The organism is Rossellomorea sp. DUT-2, from assembly GCF_052665285.1.
On record NZ_JBQPEO010000001.1, the window covers coordinates 242474 to 259413 of the forward strand.

Annotated in this window: 21 protein-coding genes; 10 read left to right on the forward strand and 11 right to left on the reverse strand. The window is 41.4% G+C overall.

Annotation, left to right across the window (positions count from 1 at the left end; genetic code table 11):
- Positions 1-344 precede the first annotated feature (344 nt).
- From ACOSV2_RS01260 to ACOSV2_RS01275, 4 genes are all read right to left on the reverse strand, one after another.
- Positions 345-1697, reverse strand: coding sequence for a CoA-disulfide reductase (locus ACOSV2_RS01260; protein WP_428973644.1), 1353 nt, complete (start codon positions 1695-1697; stop codon positions 345-347).
- Positions 1698-1766: 69 nt separating this feature from the next.
- A complete protein-coding gene (locus ACOSV2_RS01265) occupies positions 1767-2258 on the reverse strand; it encodes a YajQ family cyclic di-GMP-binding protein (protein WP_044337711.1) in 492 nt (163 codons plus the stop codon).
- A gap of 168 nt (positions 2259-2426) precedes the next feature.
- Positions 2427-2558: a DUF3941 domain-containing protein gene (locus ACOSV2_RS01270; protein WP_148968441.1), complete on the reverse strand. Its 132-nt coding sequence runs from the start codon at positions 2556-2558 to the stop codon at positions 2427-2429.
- 56 nt (positions 2559-2614) lie between these two features.
- Positions 2615-3472: a DegV family protein gene (locus ACOSV2_RS01275; protein WP_428973645.1), complete on the reverse strand. Its 858-nt coding sequence runs from the start codon at positions 3470-3472 to the stop codon at positions 2615-2617.
- Positions 3473-3659: 187 nt separating this feature from the next.
- Between ACOSV2_RS01275 and ACOSV2_RS01280 the strand changes: the two genes are divergently transcribed.
- On the forward strand, positions 3660-4514 hold the full coding sequence (locus tag ACOSV2_RS01280; protein ID WP_397553359.1) for a YitT family protein: 855 nt from the start codon (positions 3660-3662) through the stop codon (positions 4512-4514).
- Between the two features lie 54 nt (positions 4515-4568).
- The gene (locus ACOSV2_RS01285; protein ID WP_428973646.1) at positions 4569-5306 is read left to right on the forward strand and encodes a BsuPI-related putative proteinase inhibitor; all 738 of its coding nucleotides are present in this window, start codon (positions 4569-4571) and stop codon (positions 5304-5306) included.
- A 44-nt stretch (positions 5307-5350) separates the two neighbouring features.
- Here the strand turns inward: ACOSV2_RS01285 and ACOSV2_RS01290 are convergent, their stop codons facing one another.
- The 3 genes from ACOSV2_RS01290 to ACOSV2_RS01300 all read right to left on the reverse strand — a co-directional run bounded on the left by ACOSV2_RS01290 (position 5351) and on the right by ACOSV2_RS01300 (position 6620).
- A complete protein-coding gene (locus tag ACOSV2_RS01290; RefSeq protein WP_044337708.1) occupies positions 5351-5542 on the reverse strand; it encodes a DUF3813 domain-containing protein in 192 nt (63 codons plus the stop codon).
- Positions 5542-5691: a hypothetical protein gene (locus tag ACOSV2_RS01295; RefSeq protein ID WP_181778135.1), complete on the reverse strand. Its 150-nt coding sequence runs from the start codon at positions 5689-5691 to the stop codon at positions 5542-5544. The genes ACOSV2_RS01290 and ACOSV2_RS01295 overlap by 1 nt, the downstream gene beginning before the upstream one ends.
- A gap of 113 nt (positions 5692-5804) precedes the next feature.
- A complete protein-coding gene (locus ACOSV2_RS01300; RefSeq protein WP_113969933.1) occupies positions 5805-6620 on the reverse strand; it encodes a Cof-type HAD-IIB family hydrolase in 816 nt (271 codons plus the stop codon).
- A gap of 184 nt (positions 6621-6804) precedes the next feature.
- Here ACOSV2_RS01300 and ACOSV2_RS01305 point away from each other — a divergent pair, with 184 nt between their 5' ends.
- Together ACOSV2_RS01305 and ACOSV2_RS01310 are read left to right on the forward strand one after the other, a co-directional pair.
- The gene (locus tag ACOSV2_RS01305) at positions 6805-7578 is read left to right on the forward strand and encodes a prolyl oligopeptidase family serine peptidase (RefSeq protein ID WP_428973647.1); all 774 of its coding nucleotides are present in this window, start codon (positions 6805-6807) and stop codon (positions 7576-7578) included.
- Between the two features lie 84 nt (positions 7579-7662).
- Positions 7663-7971, forward strand: a complete 309-nt coding sequence (locus ACOSV2_RS01310) for a metal-sulfur cluster assembly factor (RefSeq protein ID WP_113969935.1) — start codon at positions 7663-7665, stop codon at positions 7969-7971.
- Positions 7972-8047: 76 nt separating this feature from the next.
- Here the strand turns inward: ACOSV2_RS01310 and ACOSV2_RS01315 are convergent, their stop codons facing one another.
- Positions 8048-8740 (reverse strand): Crp/Fnr family transcriptional regulator, encoded by a 693-nt coding sequence (locus ACOSV2_RS01315; protein ID WP_428973648.1) that lies wholly within the window; start codon positions 8738-8740, stop codon positions 8048-8050.
- Between the two features lie 72 nt (positions 8741-8812).
- Positions 8813-9622 (reverse strand): undecaprenyl-diphosphate phosphatase, encoded by an 810-nt coding sequence (locus ACOSV2_RS01320; protein WP_428973649.1) that lies wholly within the window; start codon positions 9620-9622, stop codon positions 8813-8815.
- A 204-nt stretch (positions 9623-9826) separates the two neighbouring features.
- Here ACOSV2_RS01320 and ACOSV2_RS01325 point away from each other — a divergent pair, with 204 nt between their 5' ends.
- Both ACOSV2_RS01325 and clpB read left to right on the forward strand, forming a co-directional pair.
- Positions 9827-10006, forward strand: a complete 180-nt coding sequence (locus ACOSV2_RS01325) for a YjzC family protein (RefSeq protein ID WP_113969938.1) — start codon at positions 9827-9829, stop codon at positions 10004-10006.
- A gap of 165 nt (positions 10007-10171) precedes the next feature.
- Positions 10172-12772, forward strand: coding sequence for an ATP-dependent chaperone ClpB (gene clpB / locus ACOSV2_RS01330; RefSeq protein ID WP_428973650.1), 2601 nt, complete (start codon positions 10172-10174; stop codon positions 12770-12772).
- 29 nt (positions 12773-12801) lie between these two features.
- Here clpB and ACOSV2_RS01335 read toward each other — a convergent pair whose 3' ends face one another.
- Positions 12802-12984, reverse strand: a complete 183-nt coding sequence (locus ACOSV2_RS01335; RefSeq protein WP_113969940.1) for a DUF2929 family protein — start codon at positions 12982-12984, stop codon at positions 12802-12804.
- A 272-nt stretch (positions 12985-13256) separates the two neighbouring features.
- Here ACOSV2_RS01335 and ACOSV2_RS01340 point away from each other — a divergent pair, with 272 nt between their 5' ends.
- The 4 genes from ACOSV2_RS01340 (at position 13257) to ACOSV2_RS01355 (ending at position 16006) form a co-directional block, all read left to right on the forward strand.
- Positions 13257-14000, forward strand: coding sequence for a hydrolase (locus ACOSV2_RS01340; protein WP_428973651.1), 744 nt, complete (start codon positions 13257-13259; stop codon positions 13998-14000).
- Positions 14001-14022: 22 nt separating this feature from the next.
- Positions 14023-14739 carry a hypothetical protein gene (locus ACOSV2_RS01345; RefSeq protein ID WP_428973652.1) on the forward strand — a complete coding sequence of 239 codons (717 nt, stop codon included), beginning with the start codon at positions 14023-14025 and terminating at the stop codon, positions 14737-14739.
- A gap of 113 nt (positions 14740-14852) precedes the next feature.
- Entirely contained in the window at positions 14853-15821 is a 969-nt protein-coding gene (locus ACOSV2_RS01350) for a BMP family ABC transporter substrate-binding protein (protein ID WP_428973653.1), read from the forward strand.
- Positions 15818-16006, forward strand: a complete 189-nt coding sequence (locus ACOSV2_RS01355) for a ComZ family protein (protein ID WP_034763435.1) — start codon at positions 15818-15820, stop codon at positions 16004-16006. Before ACOSV2_RS01350 ends, ACOSV2_RS01355 begins: the two co-directional genes overlap by 4 nt.
- Before the next feature lie 693 nt (positions 16007-16699).
- On the opposite strand, the gene ACOSV2_RS01360 is transcribed toward ACOSV2_RS01355, so the two are convergent.
- Positions 16700-16915 (reverse strand): hypothetical protein, encoded by a 216-nt coding sequence (locus ACOSV2_RS01360; RefSeq protein WP_428973654.1) that lies wholly within the window; start codon positions 16913-16915, stop codon positions 16700-16702.
- Positions 16916-16940 lie beyond the last annotated feature (25 nt).

Genomic DNA, 16940 nt, shown 5'->3' on the forward strand with positions numbered 1-16940 from the left:
CCCGAAAAAAATAATTATTAACGTGATTGGTTTGGGAGATTTATCAAATTTCAAGGTCGAATTGATGTGTGATGCAGTTATTTTGATTTGGGACGAAGCCGTTTGATGTGTGATAGAGTCGTGATTGAAGGAAATTTATCCGATTTTTAGTGTAATCCGGCCGTTTTTCCGAAAAATCCAGCCGTTTTTGAGCAGAATCCGTCCGATATCGAAAGAAATCCAGCCGTTTCTGAGCAGAATCCGTCCGATATCGAAAAAAATCGAGCCGTTTAACAGATTTATCCATTATCAAAGTCCATCCGCATACAAAAAACAGGCTCCCCCAAAGAGAAGCCCCCATGCTATTATTCCTTTTCCATCAACCCGGCACCCTTATAGCCGATCATATTCAACAGCCCTTTAGGAGAAGAGAAGGGAGGGGCATAGCAGGTTTCGATTTCCTGGAGGTCGGTAATGGTCAGGCCACCGTAAATGGCTGTGGCAAGAACGTCGATTTGCTTGTCTACCCCTTCGCCGCCAACTACATTTCCTCCAAAGATCTTTCCGGTGTCGGGACAAAAATGGACTCTCACAAACACATCACGAGCACCGGGATAGTAGCCGGCATGTGACTTTCCTTCATGCACCGAGGTTCTATACGAATAGCCTTTTTCTTTTAATTCCTTCTCGCCTAATCCTGTAGATCCAATGGAAAGGTTAAAAACCTTTGCAATAGCAGTACCAAGCATCCCTTTGAAAGGTACAGGGTTTCCTGATAGGTGTCTTGCGATAATATAAGCTTGTCGATGGGCAGGCCATGCGAGAGGAACCTGCTTTGGGGTCCCGTCAATAAGATCCATGGACTCTACCACATCTCCGACTGCATAAATGGAGGGGTCGTCTGTTTGCATAAACTCATTACTGACGACACCACCTGACTCTCCTGTTGATAACCCGGCTTCCTTAGCAAGAAGGTTATTAGGCTTTACACCTACTGAAAGGAGAATGAAGTCAGACTGAAACGTTTCTCCACTATCCAGTTTCAGGGTACACTCCGGAAGTACCTCTTTCAGCCCATCCTTCGTGTAGAGATTCACACCTTGCTCTGTTATATGTTCTTGCAATTTGATGGCGGTCTCTTCGTCGATTACACTGATCACATGTTCCGATCTTTCAACCAGATTGACTTTCATCCCTAAATGAGTGAAGTTCTCAGACATTTCAACTCCTATGTAGCCACCGCCGATAATGGTACAGACTTTTGGCTTTGAGGTTTCAACGAATTGCTTGATCCTGTCCATGTCTTCAACGGTTCTGAGATGGAAAGCCGGAATTTTTTCAAGTCCCGGAATGTCAGGGATAAAGGGGGAAGCCCCTGTTGCGAGCACGAGGTAATCATATGCTTCTTCGTAATCCTGGTTCTTGTCATGATCCCTCACAAGTAAAGATTTTTTATCACGATCAATTTTCAACGCTTCATGATGCATGCGGACATCGATGTTCTTTTTCGTATGTAATTTTTCAGGCGTAGCTGCAAACAAGCTTTCACGGTCTTTAATGACTTCACCTAAGTAATAAGGCATTCCGCATGCCCCGTATGAAAGATAGGATGTCTTTTCAAGAAGAATGATCTCTATTTCACTATCCAGTTTTCTAATTTGTGATGCAGTGGTGGCACCGCCGCCGACCGCCCCGATTATGATGACTTTTTTCTTCATGTTTTTCCTCCTAAATGAAAGAAGTCTAATGGATATATTGTACCCATTAGACTTCTTTGAAAAACCGGATTAACGGAAGTTTACGTACTGCACATCGATAGAAAGATCTGCCTCACGGATCGCAGCGATGATTTTTTGAAGATCATCCTTGCTTTTTCCAGTGACCCGTACTTGATCATCCTGCACCTGACTCTTCACTTTTACGCCCGAGTTTTTAATGATGGTATTGATTTTCTTCGCATTTTCTTTATCGATTCCTTGAACGAGTTTCGCACGCTGACGAACGGTTCCGCCCGATGCCCCTTCAAGCTTGCTGTAGTCAAGGTTCTTAACAGGAACATTACGTTTGATGAGTTTGCTAAGAAGAACATCCTTTAACTGATTCATTTTAAATTCATCATCAGAAACGAGAACGATTTCCTCTCCATCTAATTTAATGTCACTCTTACTTCCTTTAAAGTCATAGCGTGTTTGAACTTCCTTCAACGCAATTTGAATCGCATTACTCACTTCAGACATATCCACTTTCGATACAATATCAAATGAACTCTCTTTTGCCATATGTAACCCCTCCATAGTATTATCTCTTTCATTATAGACAAGCTTTGATGGTGCATACAACTTCTATGAATGGAATGGGGGGATTTTTTATAAAATAAAAAGCACCAGCTCTATAAAGAACTGGCACTTTCTTGTATCCAAGAGCCGGAGACTGTCCACGACATTCCCCTACAAATGATCCGTCTTCTTAGAAAACTGATTCTTCCCTGCTTTACGATTCACTTCTTTGATCTTATTTTTTTCCTGGCGCAGGGCATTGTTGTCTCTGGCCTTTTTTTCGTTATCAGATGTATGTGGCATAGTGATTCTCCCTTCGAGTATAATCTCCCTCTTAGTATGAGGAAGAAGAGGGGAGTTTATGAGTGTTCGTTTAAGAAAAATATGGCTAAAGTGCCTGTGCCTGTATGAGAACCTATGGCACATCCAATAATACTGATATATACATCTTTCGGTGTGAATTTTTCTTGAATAAGCTTCTTCATTTCAAGGGCAAGTTCTTCGTCGTCACCGTGGCTGATGGCGATCACTTGATTGGAGAGGTCTTCACCCCGTTCTTCCATCAAGTCGAGAATTCGTTTGAGAAGTTTCTTTTTCCCACGCAACTTTTCAATCGGGACAAGCTTTCCATCTTCAACATGAAGGAGAGGCTTTATGTTGAGCAATCCGCCAAGAAAAGCTGATGCTTTTGACACTCTTCCGCCTTTTGCCAGGTATTCAAGGTCTTCTACGGTGAATAGGTGTTCCATATGCTCTGAGTGGAAACGGGAGGCTTCGATAATGTCTTCTTTACTCCCACCGTTCTGAAGCAGTTCAGCAGCCTTCATTACAACCAATCCGTAGCCCAGTGAAGCGCACTTTGAATCAATGATGGTCAAATCAAGAGCGGGGTGTTCCTCTTTCACCTGATCGCGGATCATCACAGCCGTTTGATAGGTCCCTGACAATTGAGAGGAAAAGGCAATGTAGATACCGGATTGATTCGACTCTGCAAGCTCTGTGAACTTCTTCATGAAAAGGTCCGGTGATACTTGAGAAGTCTTTGGCATATGGCCTTCCCTGATTTTGTTGAATACGGTTTTCGGCTCGATGGTGACCAGGTCCTCGTAGTCCTGACCATCAATATGTACTTTCAGTGGCAGCAGTTCTATGTTGTGTTGGTTGAAATATGCAGCAGGAAGGTCGCTCGCACTATCAGCAAATAATTTTACTGTCATCCTAATCATCCTTTGGTTATTCTATATAACTTTAGTCTAGCTATATTTCATTCAAATAACAATCCATAGAGTATGATTTCAAGGTAAAAAGTATCATTATCTTCTTAATGGGTGAATATCAGGAGGAGTTTAGTTAAGATGAATTGTGGAACATAGAAAATAACAACTAGATGTGGGAGGTTCGTCAATGTCGAGAGATCATGTTCAGTTAGAAGCGAAGAAGTTTTTCGTAGTGTTGATAGGGGCAGTGCTGGGGGCCATTGCGATGAATTTTTTCCTGATACCGGCAAATGTTTATGCAAGTGGTTTTACAGGATTGGCTCAGTTATTGTCCAGTGTGTTAAAAGAATTTGCGCCATTCAATATTTCAACAGGTATTTTATTATTTATTTTAAATATTCCTGTGACGATTCTGGGGTGGCTTAAAGTTGGTCGCTCCTTTACAGTGTATAGCTTCATTTCTGTATTTCTGACGTCCTTATTCCTTGAAGTGATTCCTGTGATTAAATTATCGCCTGATATTCTTCTAAACGCCGTGTTTGGCGGGGTCATTGCCGCTGTGGGAGTCGGAATCACGTTAAAATGGGGTGCATCTACGGGAGGCATGGACATTATTGCCATGATTCTTTCCCGAATGAAAGATAAGCCTGTCGGGTCCTATTTCTTCCTGATGAATGCGGGTATCATTACTTCTGCAGGATTTCTTTATGGGTGGGAAAAAGCATTGTATACGTTAGTAACGTTGTATGCTTCAACCCGTGTCATCGATTCCATTCATACACGCCATGAAAAACTCACAGCGATGATTGTGACAAAGAAATCCAATGAATTAAGAGAAGCCATCCATTCGAAGCTTGTCAGGGGAATCACCACTCTGCCTGCTAAAGGGGCTTTTTCCGGTGAAGATAAGGAAATGTTGATCATTGTCATTTCGCGCTATGAACTTTACGAGCTTGAACACACCATTAAAGATGTAGATCCCAACGCATTTACCAATATCGTGCAAACGACTGGGATATTCGGATTTTTTAGAAAAGATTAGATTCTTTAAATTGACAAATACTAGAGGTGAACTTAAATAGAAAGGGGTATCACCTTGAAGGCATTTGTTTATATCCTTATCAGTTCTTTCATGCTCTTTAGTGTACCTTCTCCGATGAAAGCAGAGAAGGTGCCTCTGATCTTTTCTGTGAAATCTTTTCCCGGAGAAGAAGGAACTCAGATCAGGCTCGTTCTTTATAATAATAGTGAAGGGGATAAAAAGATCACCTTTCGTACGAGTCAGATGTTTGACTTTACAATCAAAAACAAAGCGGGGCAAGTGGTTTATCAGTACAGCCGGGGGAAATCATTCCTCCAGGCGTTTCAAACCCTTACGTTGAAAAAGGGTGAAACGAAGATGTGGAAAGAAACATGGGATTACAAGCAGGAAGGAAAGCGTGTCCCAAAAGGGCTTTATACGATTGAAGCACAGCTGATGGGAGAGGATATGAGTGGATTTGATCATCCTTTGCGAGCTTCAGATTCATTCATAGTTCCTGAAGAAAACCCGACCTTTAGAGGAGTAACGGTACGGGAGGTGAAAGGACGCTATACCATCACAGGGCTAGCCCGGGTATCGGATGGCGGCTTTTATTATTCGGTGGAGGACGGACATAGAGTGCTCCTGAATGAGAACTTATTCAAGGTGAATAAAGAAGCGCCAAACTGGACTGATTTTTCCATCATACTTCCGGAGCTAGCAGGTAATGTTGAGAAGGCCTTTATAAGTCTTTATGAGCGGGATAAAGGCGATGGGAAGATTCTTCACAGATATGTCATCTCCATTCCGTGAAAAGAACAAGGGTTGTCCAATTTGGACAACCCTTGTTTATTTTTTTATGACAGGCGGTTTAACTCATCTTGAAGAGCATGAAGCTGCTTTTGTTCTTCGACATTTGAGTTAGCGTAAGCAGATGACAACGCGTTTTTCGCTTTATCAATGGACATTTGAGCGTTTTCTCCCGTACTGCATGCTTGTTGGGCAGAATGAACCGCGTTACGGGCCTGTTGGAATAATGGATTACTCATTATTCCATTCCCCCTGGCCCTTCGCCATGTGAAGCAAGCTTTTTAGCCTCTGCTTCAGCATACGTCAGGTGGTACGGAATACGTTCATCATGTTTTGTTACAGCGATTTTACCTTGTTGTACAAATCGTTTAGATTTATTTCTACCCATCACTACCACCCCTTTTGCAAGTTGGAACGCATGATGCGCTCCTTTTTAGTATGGCTCAAGTGTGATGGAATACTGTAAGAAGATATACCCACAGCTTCCAAAAACGTTCTGGTTTAGAGATCAAAACGTTTTTGCAGGTAGCGCCCGATCCCGTCTTCTTCATTGGAAAGTGTCAATTCATTGGCAATATCTTTAAGGGGATCAATGGCATTCCCCATGGCAACTCCTGTGCCGGCATATTCAAGCATTTCAAGATCGTTATCTTCATCTCCGAATGCAATGATCCGTTCTTGCGGAATATGTAAAGATGAAGCGACTCGTTCAATTCCGACAGCTTTATTCAATCCTGATTTAACGATTTCGATGATGTGCCACGGTGCGGCCCAGCGGCGATGGTCGATCAATTCTGCATGAACATCATCCAGGTGTGCACGAATCTCTGGAACATCTTTTTCTTCAGCGTGAATGAGCATGGAAGTAGGATGATCAGAAAGTACATTTCGGATGTCGCCAGTTGAAATCGCAGGATTGCCCATCATGAATACATCTATGATCTTCTCATCATGGTAGTGCAGATACACATCATCCATCACTTCGGCAACAATGTTGCGGAATTTAAAATCGTCACATGCATCAATGATCTGTTTTGCCACCTTTAAATCCATCGGCTCGTGATACAATCCCCATGAATCATCCATAGGGTGATGCACGAATGCACCGTTGAAATTTACTATCGGAGTCGTTAGCTTTAATTGTTGATAATACAATTCACTCGCACGATAAGGTCTGCCTGTGGCAATCATCACTTCATGCCCTTTCATGCGTGCTTTCTTTAATATATCGTGAGTTTTTGATGAGATTTTCTTCTCATCCGTTAATAGTGTTCCGTCTAAATCCAGAACAATCAGATGTTTTTCTTGTGCGTTCATGAATACAAATCCCCAATCTTATTGGTATTAAGGCTATTCTAGCGCTAGATGTTGAAAGTTGTCCACCGCAGCTTCATATCATTTAAGAAATGTTTACAAGCGCTTACGATTTAAATATTATACATACTACCAAATCTAGGATATCATAGTAAAGTGAAATGCATTCAGGAGGGAGAGACTACACATGATCTTAGTTGATAAATCAACCATTCAAACCATTCCGTTCCTGCACCTTGTAAAGGAAGAGGATGCAAATAAGCAAGTCCCGGTATGCTTTTTCATCCACGGGTTTACAAGTGCAAAGGAGCATAATTTACATTACGCCTACTATCTTGCGGAAAAAGGATTTAGAGTGATTCTTCCCGATTGTTTAGAGCATGGAGAACGGTCGACAGGCAAATCAGAGCATCAATTAGGACAAGTATTCTGGAAAATCGTTTTAAACACGATTCATGAATTATCGATTATTAAAGGTCATCTTGAAGAAAAAGGATTGCTTATCCATAATGGTGTCGGAGTTGCAGGGACCTCAATGGGTGGTATCGTCACCCTTGGAGCGTTGACTCAATATGAGTGGATCTCTTCTGCTGTCTCCCTGATGGGGAATCCTACATATGTGAAGTTTGCCCAAGCTCAGTTAGCCCAAGTTGAATCATTAGGATATGAACTTCCATTCAGCGAAGAGGAAATAGAACAAATGTTAAGTGAACTGGCTGTTTATGACTTGAGTCTTCAGCCTGAAAAACTAAGCGGCAGACCATTGATGTTCTGGCACGGAAAACGGGACAAAATCGTTCCATTCAACCTGACACATGAATTCTACCAGAGTATCCTGCCATACTATGAATCCAAGGAAGATAACCTTTTATTTGTAGAAGATGATCAAGCCGATCATAAAGTAACGAGAGAAGGCGTGTTAAAGCTTGTGGAGTGGTTCGATAAACACCTATCGGCCTAACTTTTTGTTTTATAAACGTTCTTTTGTTAAGATGAGTAGTGAATATAGATATGGAACAAGTATAGAGAGCAAAGGAGTGTTAGCATGGATCAAGATCTTAAAGATAATTTGATGGGTGCACTGGAACAGGTGGTTGACCCTGAATTAGGAATAGACATTGTCAATTTAGGTCTGGTATATGACGTGGATCTGGATGAAGAAGGTAAAGCAACGGTCACTATGACACTAACCTCAATGGGGTGCCCGCTGGCTGGTACCATTGTCGAGCAAGTGAAGACAGCCCTTAGTGACATCCCAGAAGTGAAGGAAACAGAAGTAGACATCGTCTGGAATCCGCCATGGAGCAAAGACAACATGTCCCGCTATGCGAAGATTGCATTGGGGATCAGATAATACCATAACGCCATTTAAAAAAGCCGAGGATGCAGTATCTTTACCTGCATCCTCGGCTTTTTCATGCTTCCAGTCATCAATCAATCCTGCAAATCGAAACCGGACAGTTCTCACAATCGATTTCATCTTTAAGATAGTTCAAATCAAGAATCGTGATATATCCTTTTTCCGACACAAGGACATTGTCTTTCTTCAGTTCACTCAGCAACCGATTGACAACTTCCCTTGAGGAACCACAGAAATTGGCCAGCTCCTGATTGGTTAAAGGAAAATCAATCAGGATGCCATTTTCAACGGTCTTTCCATAGCTGTTGGACATACGGATTAGTGTTGAGTAAAGTGCACCTTTTTTTCCATGAAGAACAAGATCCCGAAACTTCGTTTGATTTTGCTGATTTTGGATTTGTATCCATTTCAGCCATTGGATGGTCAAGCCGTTATTACTGGATAGCTTTTCTTCAAAGACTTCTTTGGGTAGTACATAAGTCTCCGTATTCTCAAGAATCTTTGCACTGAGCATATAGTAAGCTTCTTTCGTAAATAACGTTAACTCACCGATCACATCGTCACTTGAACAGATGCGTAGAGACAACTCCCGGCCATCAGGAATCACTTTGCTGATCTGAACCCGACCGCTTTTGATTAAGTATAACTCGTGAGCAGGTTTCCCTTCTTGAAACAGGAAAGTTCCTTTTTTAACGGTTTTCAACGTTTTCTTCTCGAAAAACAATTGTTTAATCCCGAAAGGAATTTCTAGATTTTCACTCATGAGATCACATCTTTTCTGTCATAATGTCTAATACTTAAAGCTTACCAAAGGAGACTGACAGATAGAAGGGATTTAAGCGAAAATTAATACAGCAGCTCCGACAACGGCACAGTAAATCGCGAAATATTTCAAGTTTCCTTTAGCCATAATATTCATGAACCACTTTAATGAGAAGTATGAAGCAATAAGTGACCCAATGAATGCTACTAAGTAAGGTACGGCCATGGAAGCAAGGTTTGGATCCTCTATAAGATCACTTATTCCGAATACCATTACCCCTACACTTACAGGAATATAGAGGAGGAAAGAGAAACGTAAAGCTGTTTCAGCCTTCATTCCACTAGCCATTGCCGCCACAATGGTTGCACCGGAACGACTGATTCCAGGAATAAGGGCTACTGCCTGAGCAAGACCGATGATGATAGCGTCTTTCACATTTAAGTCGCCATCACTTTTTCTACCTCGAAGGTTACGGATTAACCATAGGGCAATACCTGTAATAATAAGTGTAATCCCTACTGTGATAACAGATGTTAAATGTTCCTCGATCACGTCACCGAATAACACACCAATCACCCCGGCAGGAATCGTACCAATCAATAAATAAACAATGAAATGAAAATCACGTTTCGTTTCAGGTGTTTTATGTTTGAAATAGCCTAAGCCATTTACGATCAGTCGCATGATATCTTCACGGTAAATAATGAGTACAGCCACTAATGATGCCGTATTAACCAGAATCTCAAATGTCAGGGTAGCATCCTTGATTCCAAGGAAATGCTGGGCTAATAGTAAATGCCCACTGGATGAAATCGGGATTGGTTCAGTAAATCCTTGAAAAATCCCTAAAAATAAGTATTTCATAATCAGATAAAAATCCATTGTGTTTCCTCCAAGCTTTTTTTCTCCACAGTTTTTAATTTAACACCATAAAGGGAAAGACTGTAAAGACTTTTTCCAAATGTTAACCGAACCGTAACTTGTTTATCATATAAAGCATTCAGATATCCTTCATCTGGCATGCATGAATGCCCGGCCTTGTAGAAAAATAGTAAGGAAGCATCGCTTCGAAAAGGAGGGGTAAGAATGGGACAATCACGACAGTTCAAAGCTGGAGAAAAAGCACCTAATAATGGAGAATATATCGAAATTGGCGAAACTGGAAGTATGGTGAAAAATCCGCAGAAACTACGATTGAATGCGGGGGACCGATTTCCTGAAAACTCCAACCATAATCGTCTATGGACGTATATGAGAAAACCTTAACCCCATAAGGGAACAAGGATGCCGTGTCGAAAGCTCACCTTAGCAAGGATGGTGACGTCTATTGGAGGCGAGGCACTCCTTGTTCCTTTTTCTTTTCCTTTTTTCACCGAAAGATATATAATAGATGAAAAGGTCAATAAAGGTCAAAATGCGAGGTGTAGCACAATGAAGTTTGATAATATGACTCACAGCATTCAAGAAGGATTGATTTTGGCGGGAGAGACCGCAAAAGAAAGACTACATACAGATATCACTCTTCTTCATTTGTGGAAATCACTCCTCAGTTCAGAAGACAGTTTTCTCCGAACGATCTATGGACGTGCAGGAGTAGATGCAGAGGACTTAACGAAATGGATTGATGACAAGCTAAACGGTATCCCTTCTGTAGAGGGAGATGGTCTGCAGTATGGCCAATTTTTCGCAAGGGATATCCATCAGCTTATGCAAGATAGTAATTCATTAAAGTCTAAATGGGAAGATGACTATATCTCGATCGAACATCTTGCCCTTGGGTTATTCAACCAAAAGAACCACCCAATTACGCTATACTTAACAAAACATAATGCAACAGAAAAGGAATTAATGGAGATTATTGCGACGATCAGAGGAGGGAGCAAGGTGAACACGCAGAATCCTGAAGTGAAATATGAGGCATTGAAAAGGTATGGAAGGGATCTTGTTGCGGAGGTAAGGTCGGGGAGACTGGATCCAGTCATAGGCAGGGACAGTGAAATCCGCCACGTGATTCGTATCCTTTCCCGTAAAACGAAAAATAATCCTGTCCTTATAGGAGAGCCTGGAGTCGGTAAGACGGCCATCGTTGAAGGACTTGCACAGCGGATTGTCAGAAAAGATGTCCCGGAAGGCTTGAAGGATAAGACCATCTTCGAATTGGATATGAGCTCTCTGGTTGCAGGTGCCAAGTTCAGGGGTGAATTTGAGGAACGCTTAAAGGCTGTCTTGCAGGAAGTGAAAAAGAGTGAGGGACGAATCCTTCTATTCATTGATGAGCTCCATACGATTGTGGGAGCAGGGAAAACGGAAGGAGCGATGGATGCGGGGAATATTCTAAAGCCGATGCTTGCGAGGGGAGAGCTTCATTGTATAGGTGCTACCACCCTCAACGAATATCGTAAGTACATTGAAAAGGATCCCGCTTTGGAAAGACGTTTTCAACAGGTACTTGTTCAGGAACCCGATGTGGAAGATACGATATCTATTCTAAGAGGCTTAAAGGAACGATTTGAAATTCATCATGGAGTAAATATTCATGACCGTGCCATTGTAGCAGCTTCAAAACTTTCCGATCGCTATATATCCGACCGTTTCTTGCCGGACAAAGCAATAGACTTAATCGACGAGGCATGTGCGATGATCCGGACGGAAATTGACTCGATGCCATCAGAACTGGACGAAGTGACGCGTAAAGTGATGCAGCTGGAAATTGAAGAGGCAGCTTTAAATAAGGAAAAGGATCCTGCCAGTCTTGAACGCCTGGATGGAATCCGTGAAGATTTAAGTAATCTGAAGGAAAAAGCGAATACGATGAAGTTAAAATGGCAGCAGGAGAAAGAAAGCATCGGGATCGTACAGGATAAGCGGGAAGAACTGGAGAAGCTCAGGCGCTTACTGGAAGAAGCAGAAAGTGATTATGATCTGAATAAAGCTGCCGAGCTTCGTCACGGAAGGATTCCCGCTATGGAAAAAGAACTCGTTGCTCTTGAGCAGGAGATGGTGAAAGAGCAGGAAGGGCGCTTGCTGCGTGAAGAAGTAACGGAGGAAGAAGTGGCAAATATTGTAGCAAGATGGACAGGGATACCGGTCATGAAGCTTGTAGAAGGTGAACGAGAGAAGCTGTTAAAACTGGATCGCATTCTGCATGAACGGGTGATCGGGCAGGATGAGGCTGTTCAATTAGTCAGTGACGCCGTTATTCGTGCGAGGGCAGGCATTAAAGATCCGAACCGTCCGATAGGTTCATTCATTTTCTTAGGTCCTACGGGAGTGGGAAAGACAGAACTTGCGAAGACACTTGCTCACACATTATTTGATAGTGAGGAACAGATCATTCGGATTGATATGTCTGAATATATGGAGAAGCATGCGGTTTCACGCTTGATTGGTGCACCTCCAGGCTATGTTGGTTATGAAGAAGGCGGTCAGCTGACAGAAGCGATTAGACGCAAACCGTATTCGGTCATCCTGCTTGATGAAATTGAGAAAGCTCATCCAGAAGTATTCAATATTCTTCTGCAAATGCTCGATGATGGGAGGATAACCGATTCTCAAGGAAGGACTGTTGATTGTAAGAATACGGTGATCATCATGACCTCTAACATTGGATCCTCTCATCTTCTTGAACGTAATAAGGGAGAAGAGGAAATTGATATAGAAACAAAAAACCTGGTCATGAGTCAGCTTCGTTCCTCTTTCAGACCGGAGTTCCTTAACCGGGTCGACGACATTATTCTCTTTAAGCCATTGAGCATTGAGAATATAAAAGGGATCATCGGTAAGCTGGTAGAGGACTTGCAAAACCGAGTGGAAGAACAGCATATATCATTGTCATTAACGGAAAGTGCAAAGGAATTTATAGCACAGGAAGCCTTTGATCCGGTTTATGGTGCCCGCCCTTTAAAAAGGTACTTGCAGAGAGAAATCGAAACCAAACTGGCAAGAGAACTGATAGCAGGAAACATCAGATCAAACCAAGCCATCACCATCGACAGAGGAGAGAGTGGTTTATCAATCATTAAGGATAAATAAAAAAAAGCAGCCGGATTTGGCTGCTTTTTTTAGTGCTTTTCTACTGGCTCGTTTGGTATAACAAGCGTGATAAGGAATACTAATATCGTTACACAAACCGAAATAATTAATCCTGTTTCAAAGTGAAAAGCAGTTCCATTCATTGAACTTACAACGTAAGTTAACATTTCAGTCAGAGCAAATGCCCAGAAAAACATCCAGAAAAATCTCACGTCAAGTCACCTCATTCCTATGTAATCAACTAATACATTATTAGAGTGTTCTAACCCATTTCAATCTTTTTTATCTTACCACAGCTTCATGAATTAATAAATGACTAATCTGTGAAATGTAACCCTTATCATTTTACAGTAGCAATCTTATTGGGATAATCTGTTTTTTGACTAAATTTGCAAATATCAGGGGTTCTTTGGGCTATCTCCCTTACCATTGTTGTCTCCTTACATAAACTATAATGACTTACTATGTAAAAGGAGAAATTCTAATGTATCAGCGATTGTTTCAATTAGAGCAAGAGTGGTGCATGATTCATTATCCTGAACGCCCAAATGGATTCGCTGTAATGGTAATAGGAGATTCCCATCACTATGTAGACGATAAGAGCAGCTTTTGGGTTCAACATGAGGCACGTTACAAGTGGATTCAAGAACTCACCTCCAAAGGATACATTGTGTATTATAGTAATCTTTACGGAGCGAATTGGGGTAGCAATCAAGCCGTGCAGTTAGCCAAACGACTTTATCAGCATGTAAAACGAAATGAAATCATTAATGGAAAGATTCATATATTGGCCGAAGGAATGGGGGCTTTGGTATTGAAAAACCTCTATCCGAAAATGGAGCAGGATATTAGAAGTGCTGTTATGCTTGCGCCTTGCGTGTCTTTATATGATCATCTCGAACAAGAGAAGGAACAGAAATTCTTTTATAAAAAGGTAATAAAAGAACTCGCACACACGTTTCGATTGAAAGAGGAGGAGTGCGAATCCTTCATCTCTCAACAATCGAAGGACTACGAAGTATTTAAAAACATCTCGATTCCCCTTTACATTGTTCAATCAACAACTCTTAATCGTTATAAAAATCAATTTACTCTCATAAAAGATATATATACGGAGCGTTTAGAAAAAGGCACATCAACCGATTTATTCTTTGTTCTACCTGAAAAACGTGCTTCTCTGGGAAGGAAGTTTGCTTCATATTTTTCTTTACATGAGAAAGAGTTATAACAAACACATTGGAGTGATTGACTTGAATCATGCATTCGTTTTTGCCGCTCAACAGTTTTTGGGATTTGAGCTTTGTGATGCGCTTCTTGAGAATGGATGGACCGTAACGGCGGTGGATGAAAACAAAGAAACAGAGGATAAGTGGTTAGGAATAGGAAGGAACTCAAACATTCAATATGTTCCTTATGAAGACTGGGATAAGGAAATACAATCAGGATGCAGCGTGTTCCTTCCATATTATGATCAGGTGAGAGAGAATAAAGTAAGTTACTTGTCAGAGGTAGAAGGTCTGTTGTCAAAAATTGAACAACCCCTCTCAATCATACGGATCTGTTCCAATCTGGACGGAGATCAAAAATGCCAAGAAGGAACCATATTCTACCTTCCTACTCTGTACGGAATTCACCAGCCGACAGAATTTCTGTTCGCACAACTTTTAAATGGAGAAGATGGTGACTCACCATACATTGATGATCCAAGTGGAGCGATTTATGTAAAGGACGCAGCCCGAACTATCATAAAGCATTCATCTAATACAGAAGAAATATATAAGATGAAAGCACTCTCAAATCAAAGCTGGAATGAAGCACTATCGTACGTCACGAAGAAGTCTATTTCTCCCGTCAGAGTGGATGCTGAAAGAAATGGTAAAGAGCTTATTGTCAAGCCGTCCAAGTCTCATGAATCGATTATCAAAGAACAATTAAGAGGCATTCATTTGCATGAAATTCAGGAATGAGAAAACTTTTTCTTTCCTTGTGGATAGGGATGAGGGTAAAATAAATATGATGTAATAATTTTCTATTGATTCTTTTTATAGATGCTGCACGGGCTTTAAAGGAGTTGCTGCAAATGAGTAAGAAATTTTACACCATTTTCATGATGGTATTCCTTATTGGAATAAGTGGTTGTTCAACAGGAGACAGCGCTGAAATAGAAAAAGTTGGTTTACTGGTTCCGGAAACCGTAAGCGATGGGGTATGGGGAACAAAAGGTTACAAAGGATTATTGAAAATTCAATCCGATTACAATGCAGACGTTTTCTATAAAGAGAGTATAAAGAATGATACATCAATTAAACAAGCGGTAAAAGAGTATAATGATGAGGAAGTTACCTTAGTGTTTGGACATGGAAGTGAATATTCAGGGATATTTAACACCCTTTCCGGTGATTATCCCAACATGCATTTTGTAAGCTTTAATGGCGATGCCACAGAAGAGAATACAACAAGTTTACAGTTTAAGGGCTATGCTATGGGCTTCTTCGGGGGCATGACAGCAGCCTATCAATCCAATACGAATAAAGTCGGGGTGATTGCTGCATTTGAATGGCAGCCCGAGGTTCAAGGATTTATAGATGGAGTGAAGTACCAAAATAGCGAAACGGAGCTCATTGTCGAGTACACCAATCACTGGAGTGATCAAGATATTGCCTTTGAAAAGCTGGAGGGATTAATGAATCACCGTGTCGATGTTGTATATCCTGCAGGCGACGGCTATAATGTAGCTGTAATCGAAAAGCTGAAGGAAAAGGGTCTCTATGCCATTGGCTATGTCTCGGATCAATCTGATTTAGGGGAATCCACGGTTTTAACGAGTACTGTGCAGCATGCAGATAAGCTGTATAGTATCGTTGCGGAAAGATTCGCGAATGAAGAACTAGATTCTGGAAACCTCGAATTTGATTTTGAAGACGGAGCCATTTCCATGGGTAAATATAGTCCCGTCATTCCTAAAGATTTTCAAGATGAGATGAAGCAACATGTTCAAGACTACATCGAAACAGGCAAATTGCCAAACGGAAAGGAATCGAAGCAATGAATCAAGACAAAACGATGGAATTCATGCAGATTGCCATGAAGTACTTCCCACAAGCAAAAGAGCAATTGGATCAAGCGGGTGTTGAGTTCTCTCCCGAAATGCTGCAACCATTCATGACGCTATTCACACAAGTCATGAGTGAAGCCTATGAATTAGGCAAACAGGATGCCTTACATAAAGAGTAAGTGTACAGTAAAACGGTTCATTGAAAAATTCAATGAACCGTTTTTTTTATTGGCTATTTTCGTGAACAATGTGACTTTGCGTAACTTCCAAAAAGCGAATTTCTGTTTTAGATGAGTGGTACTGTTAAAACTTTGACCGTTCCTTTCCGCTCCAAGCACTTGCTTTCCGCGGGGAGGAAGTCAAGCCTCCTCGGGCTTTGCCCTGCGGGGTCTCGACCTTTCCTCTATCTCCCGCAGGAGTCAAGTGCCTTCCGCTACAATCCACTGTGTGCTATTACATTGTGAATGCTATAAGTATAGATACTCAAACACAAAAGTACTCATATTGTGGCCTTTTTGAGCGTTGTTCCTAAAATAAACTATCAAGTAGATCATTGAACTATCATTCAAATAAATTAATCAAACAATTTTCCAACGGTAAAAAACTTCTTGTAAAGAGAGCGATAGTCCGTTTTCTCCAGATAGTTTTTGTTACTTTTAAGCACTGTCACGAAATTTCCTTATAGATGGTGAGGGGAACTGCGTAGACTCCTGCGGAAGTACGGGCGTGCCGAGACCCCGGAAGCGAAGCTGAGGAGGCTCGGCCGAACGTCCGCGGAAAGCGAAGCAGTTCCCCTCACCATCCAGCACATACTGATTGGACAGAGCCGGAGCAGACCTTTTGTTAAAAAGCTCTTTGTAAAAAGAGATTTATTATTTTATATTCCATTGCTTTAATAATGGACTGATTTTCTTATAGAGTGGTTTCAAGTCATCGATGGAGTTCATTATGGAATGAACTCCATCAAGTAATGAGCCTCCTTCATTTTTGCCTTGATGATTTTCCTGGGAAGGAGTGGATTCTTTATTTAGGGTCCTTCCTCCGTACATCATCCTATCAAATGGATGCAGCTTCTTTTCTTCAGACATATTCTCACCTCCTCTACCTACTATG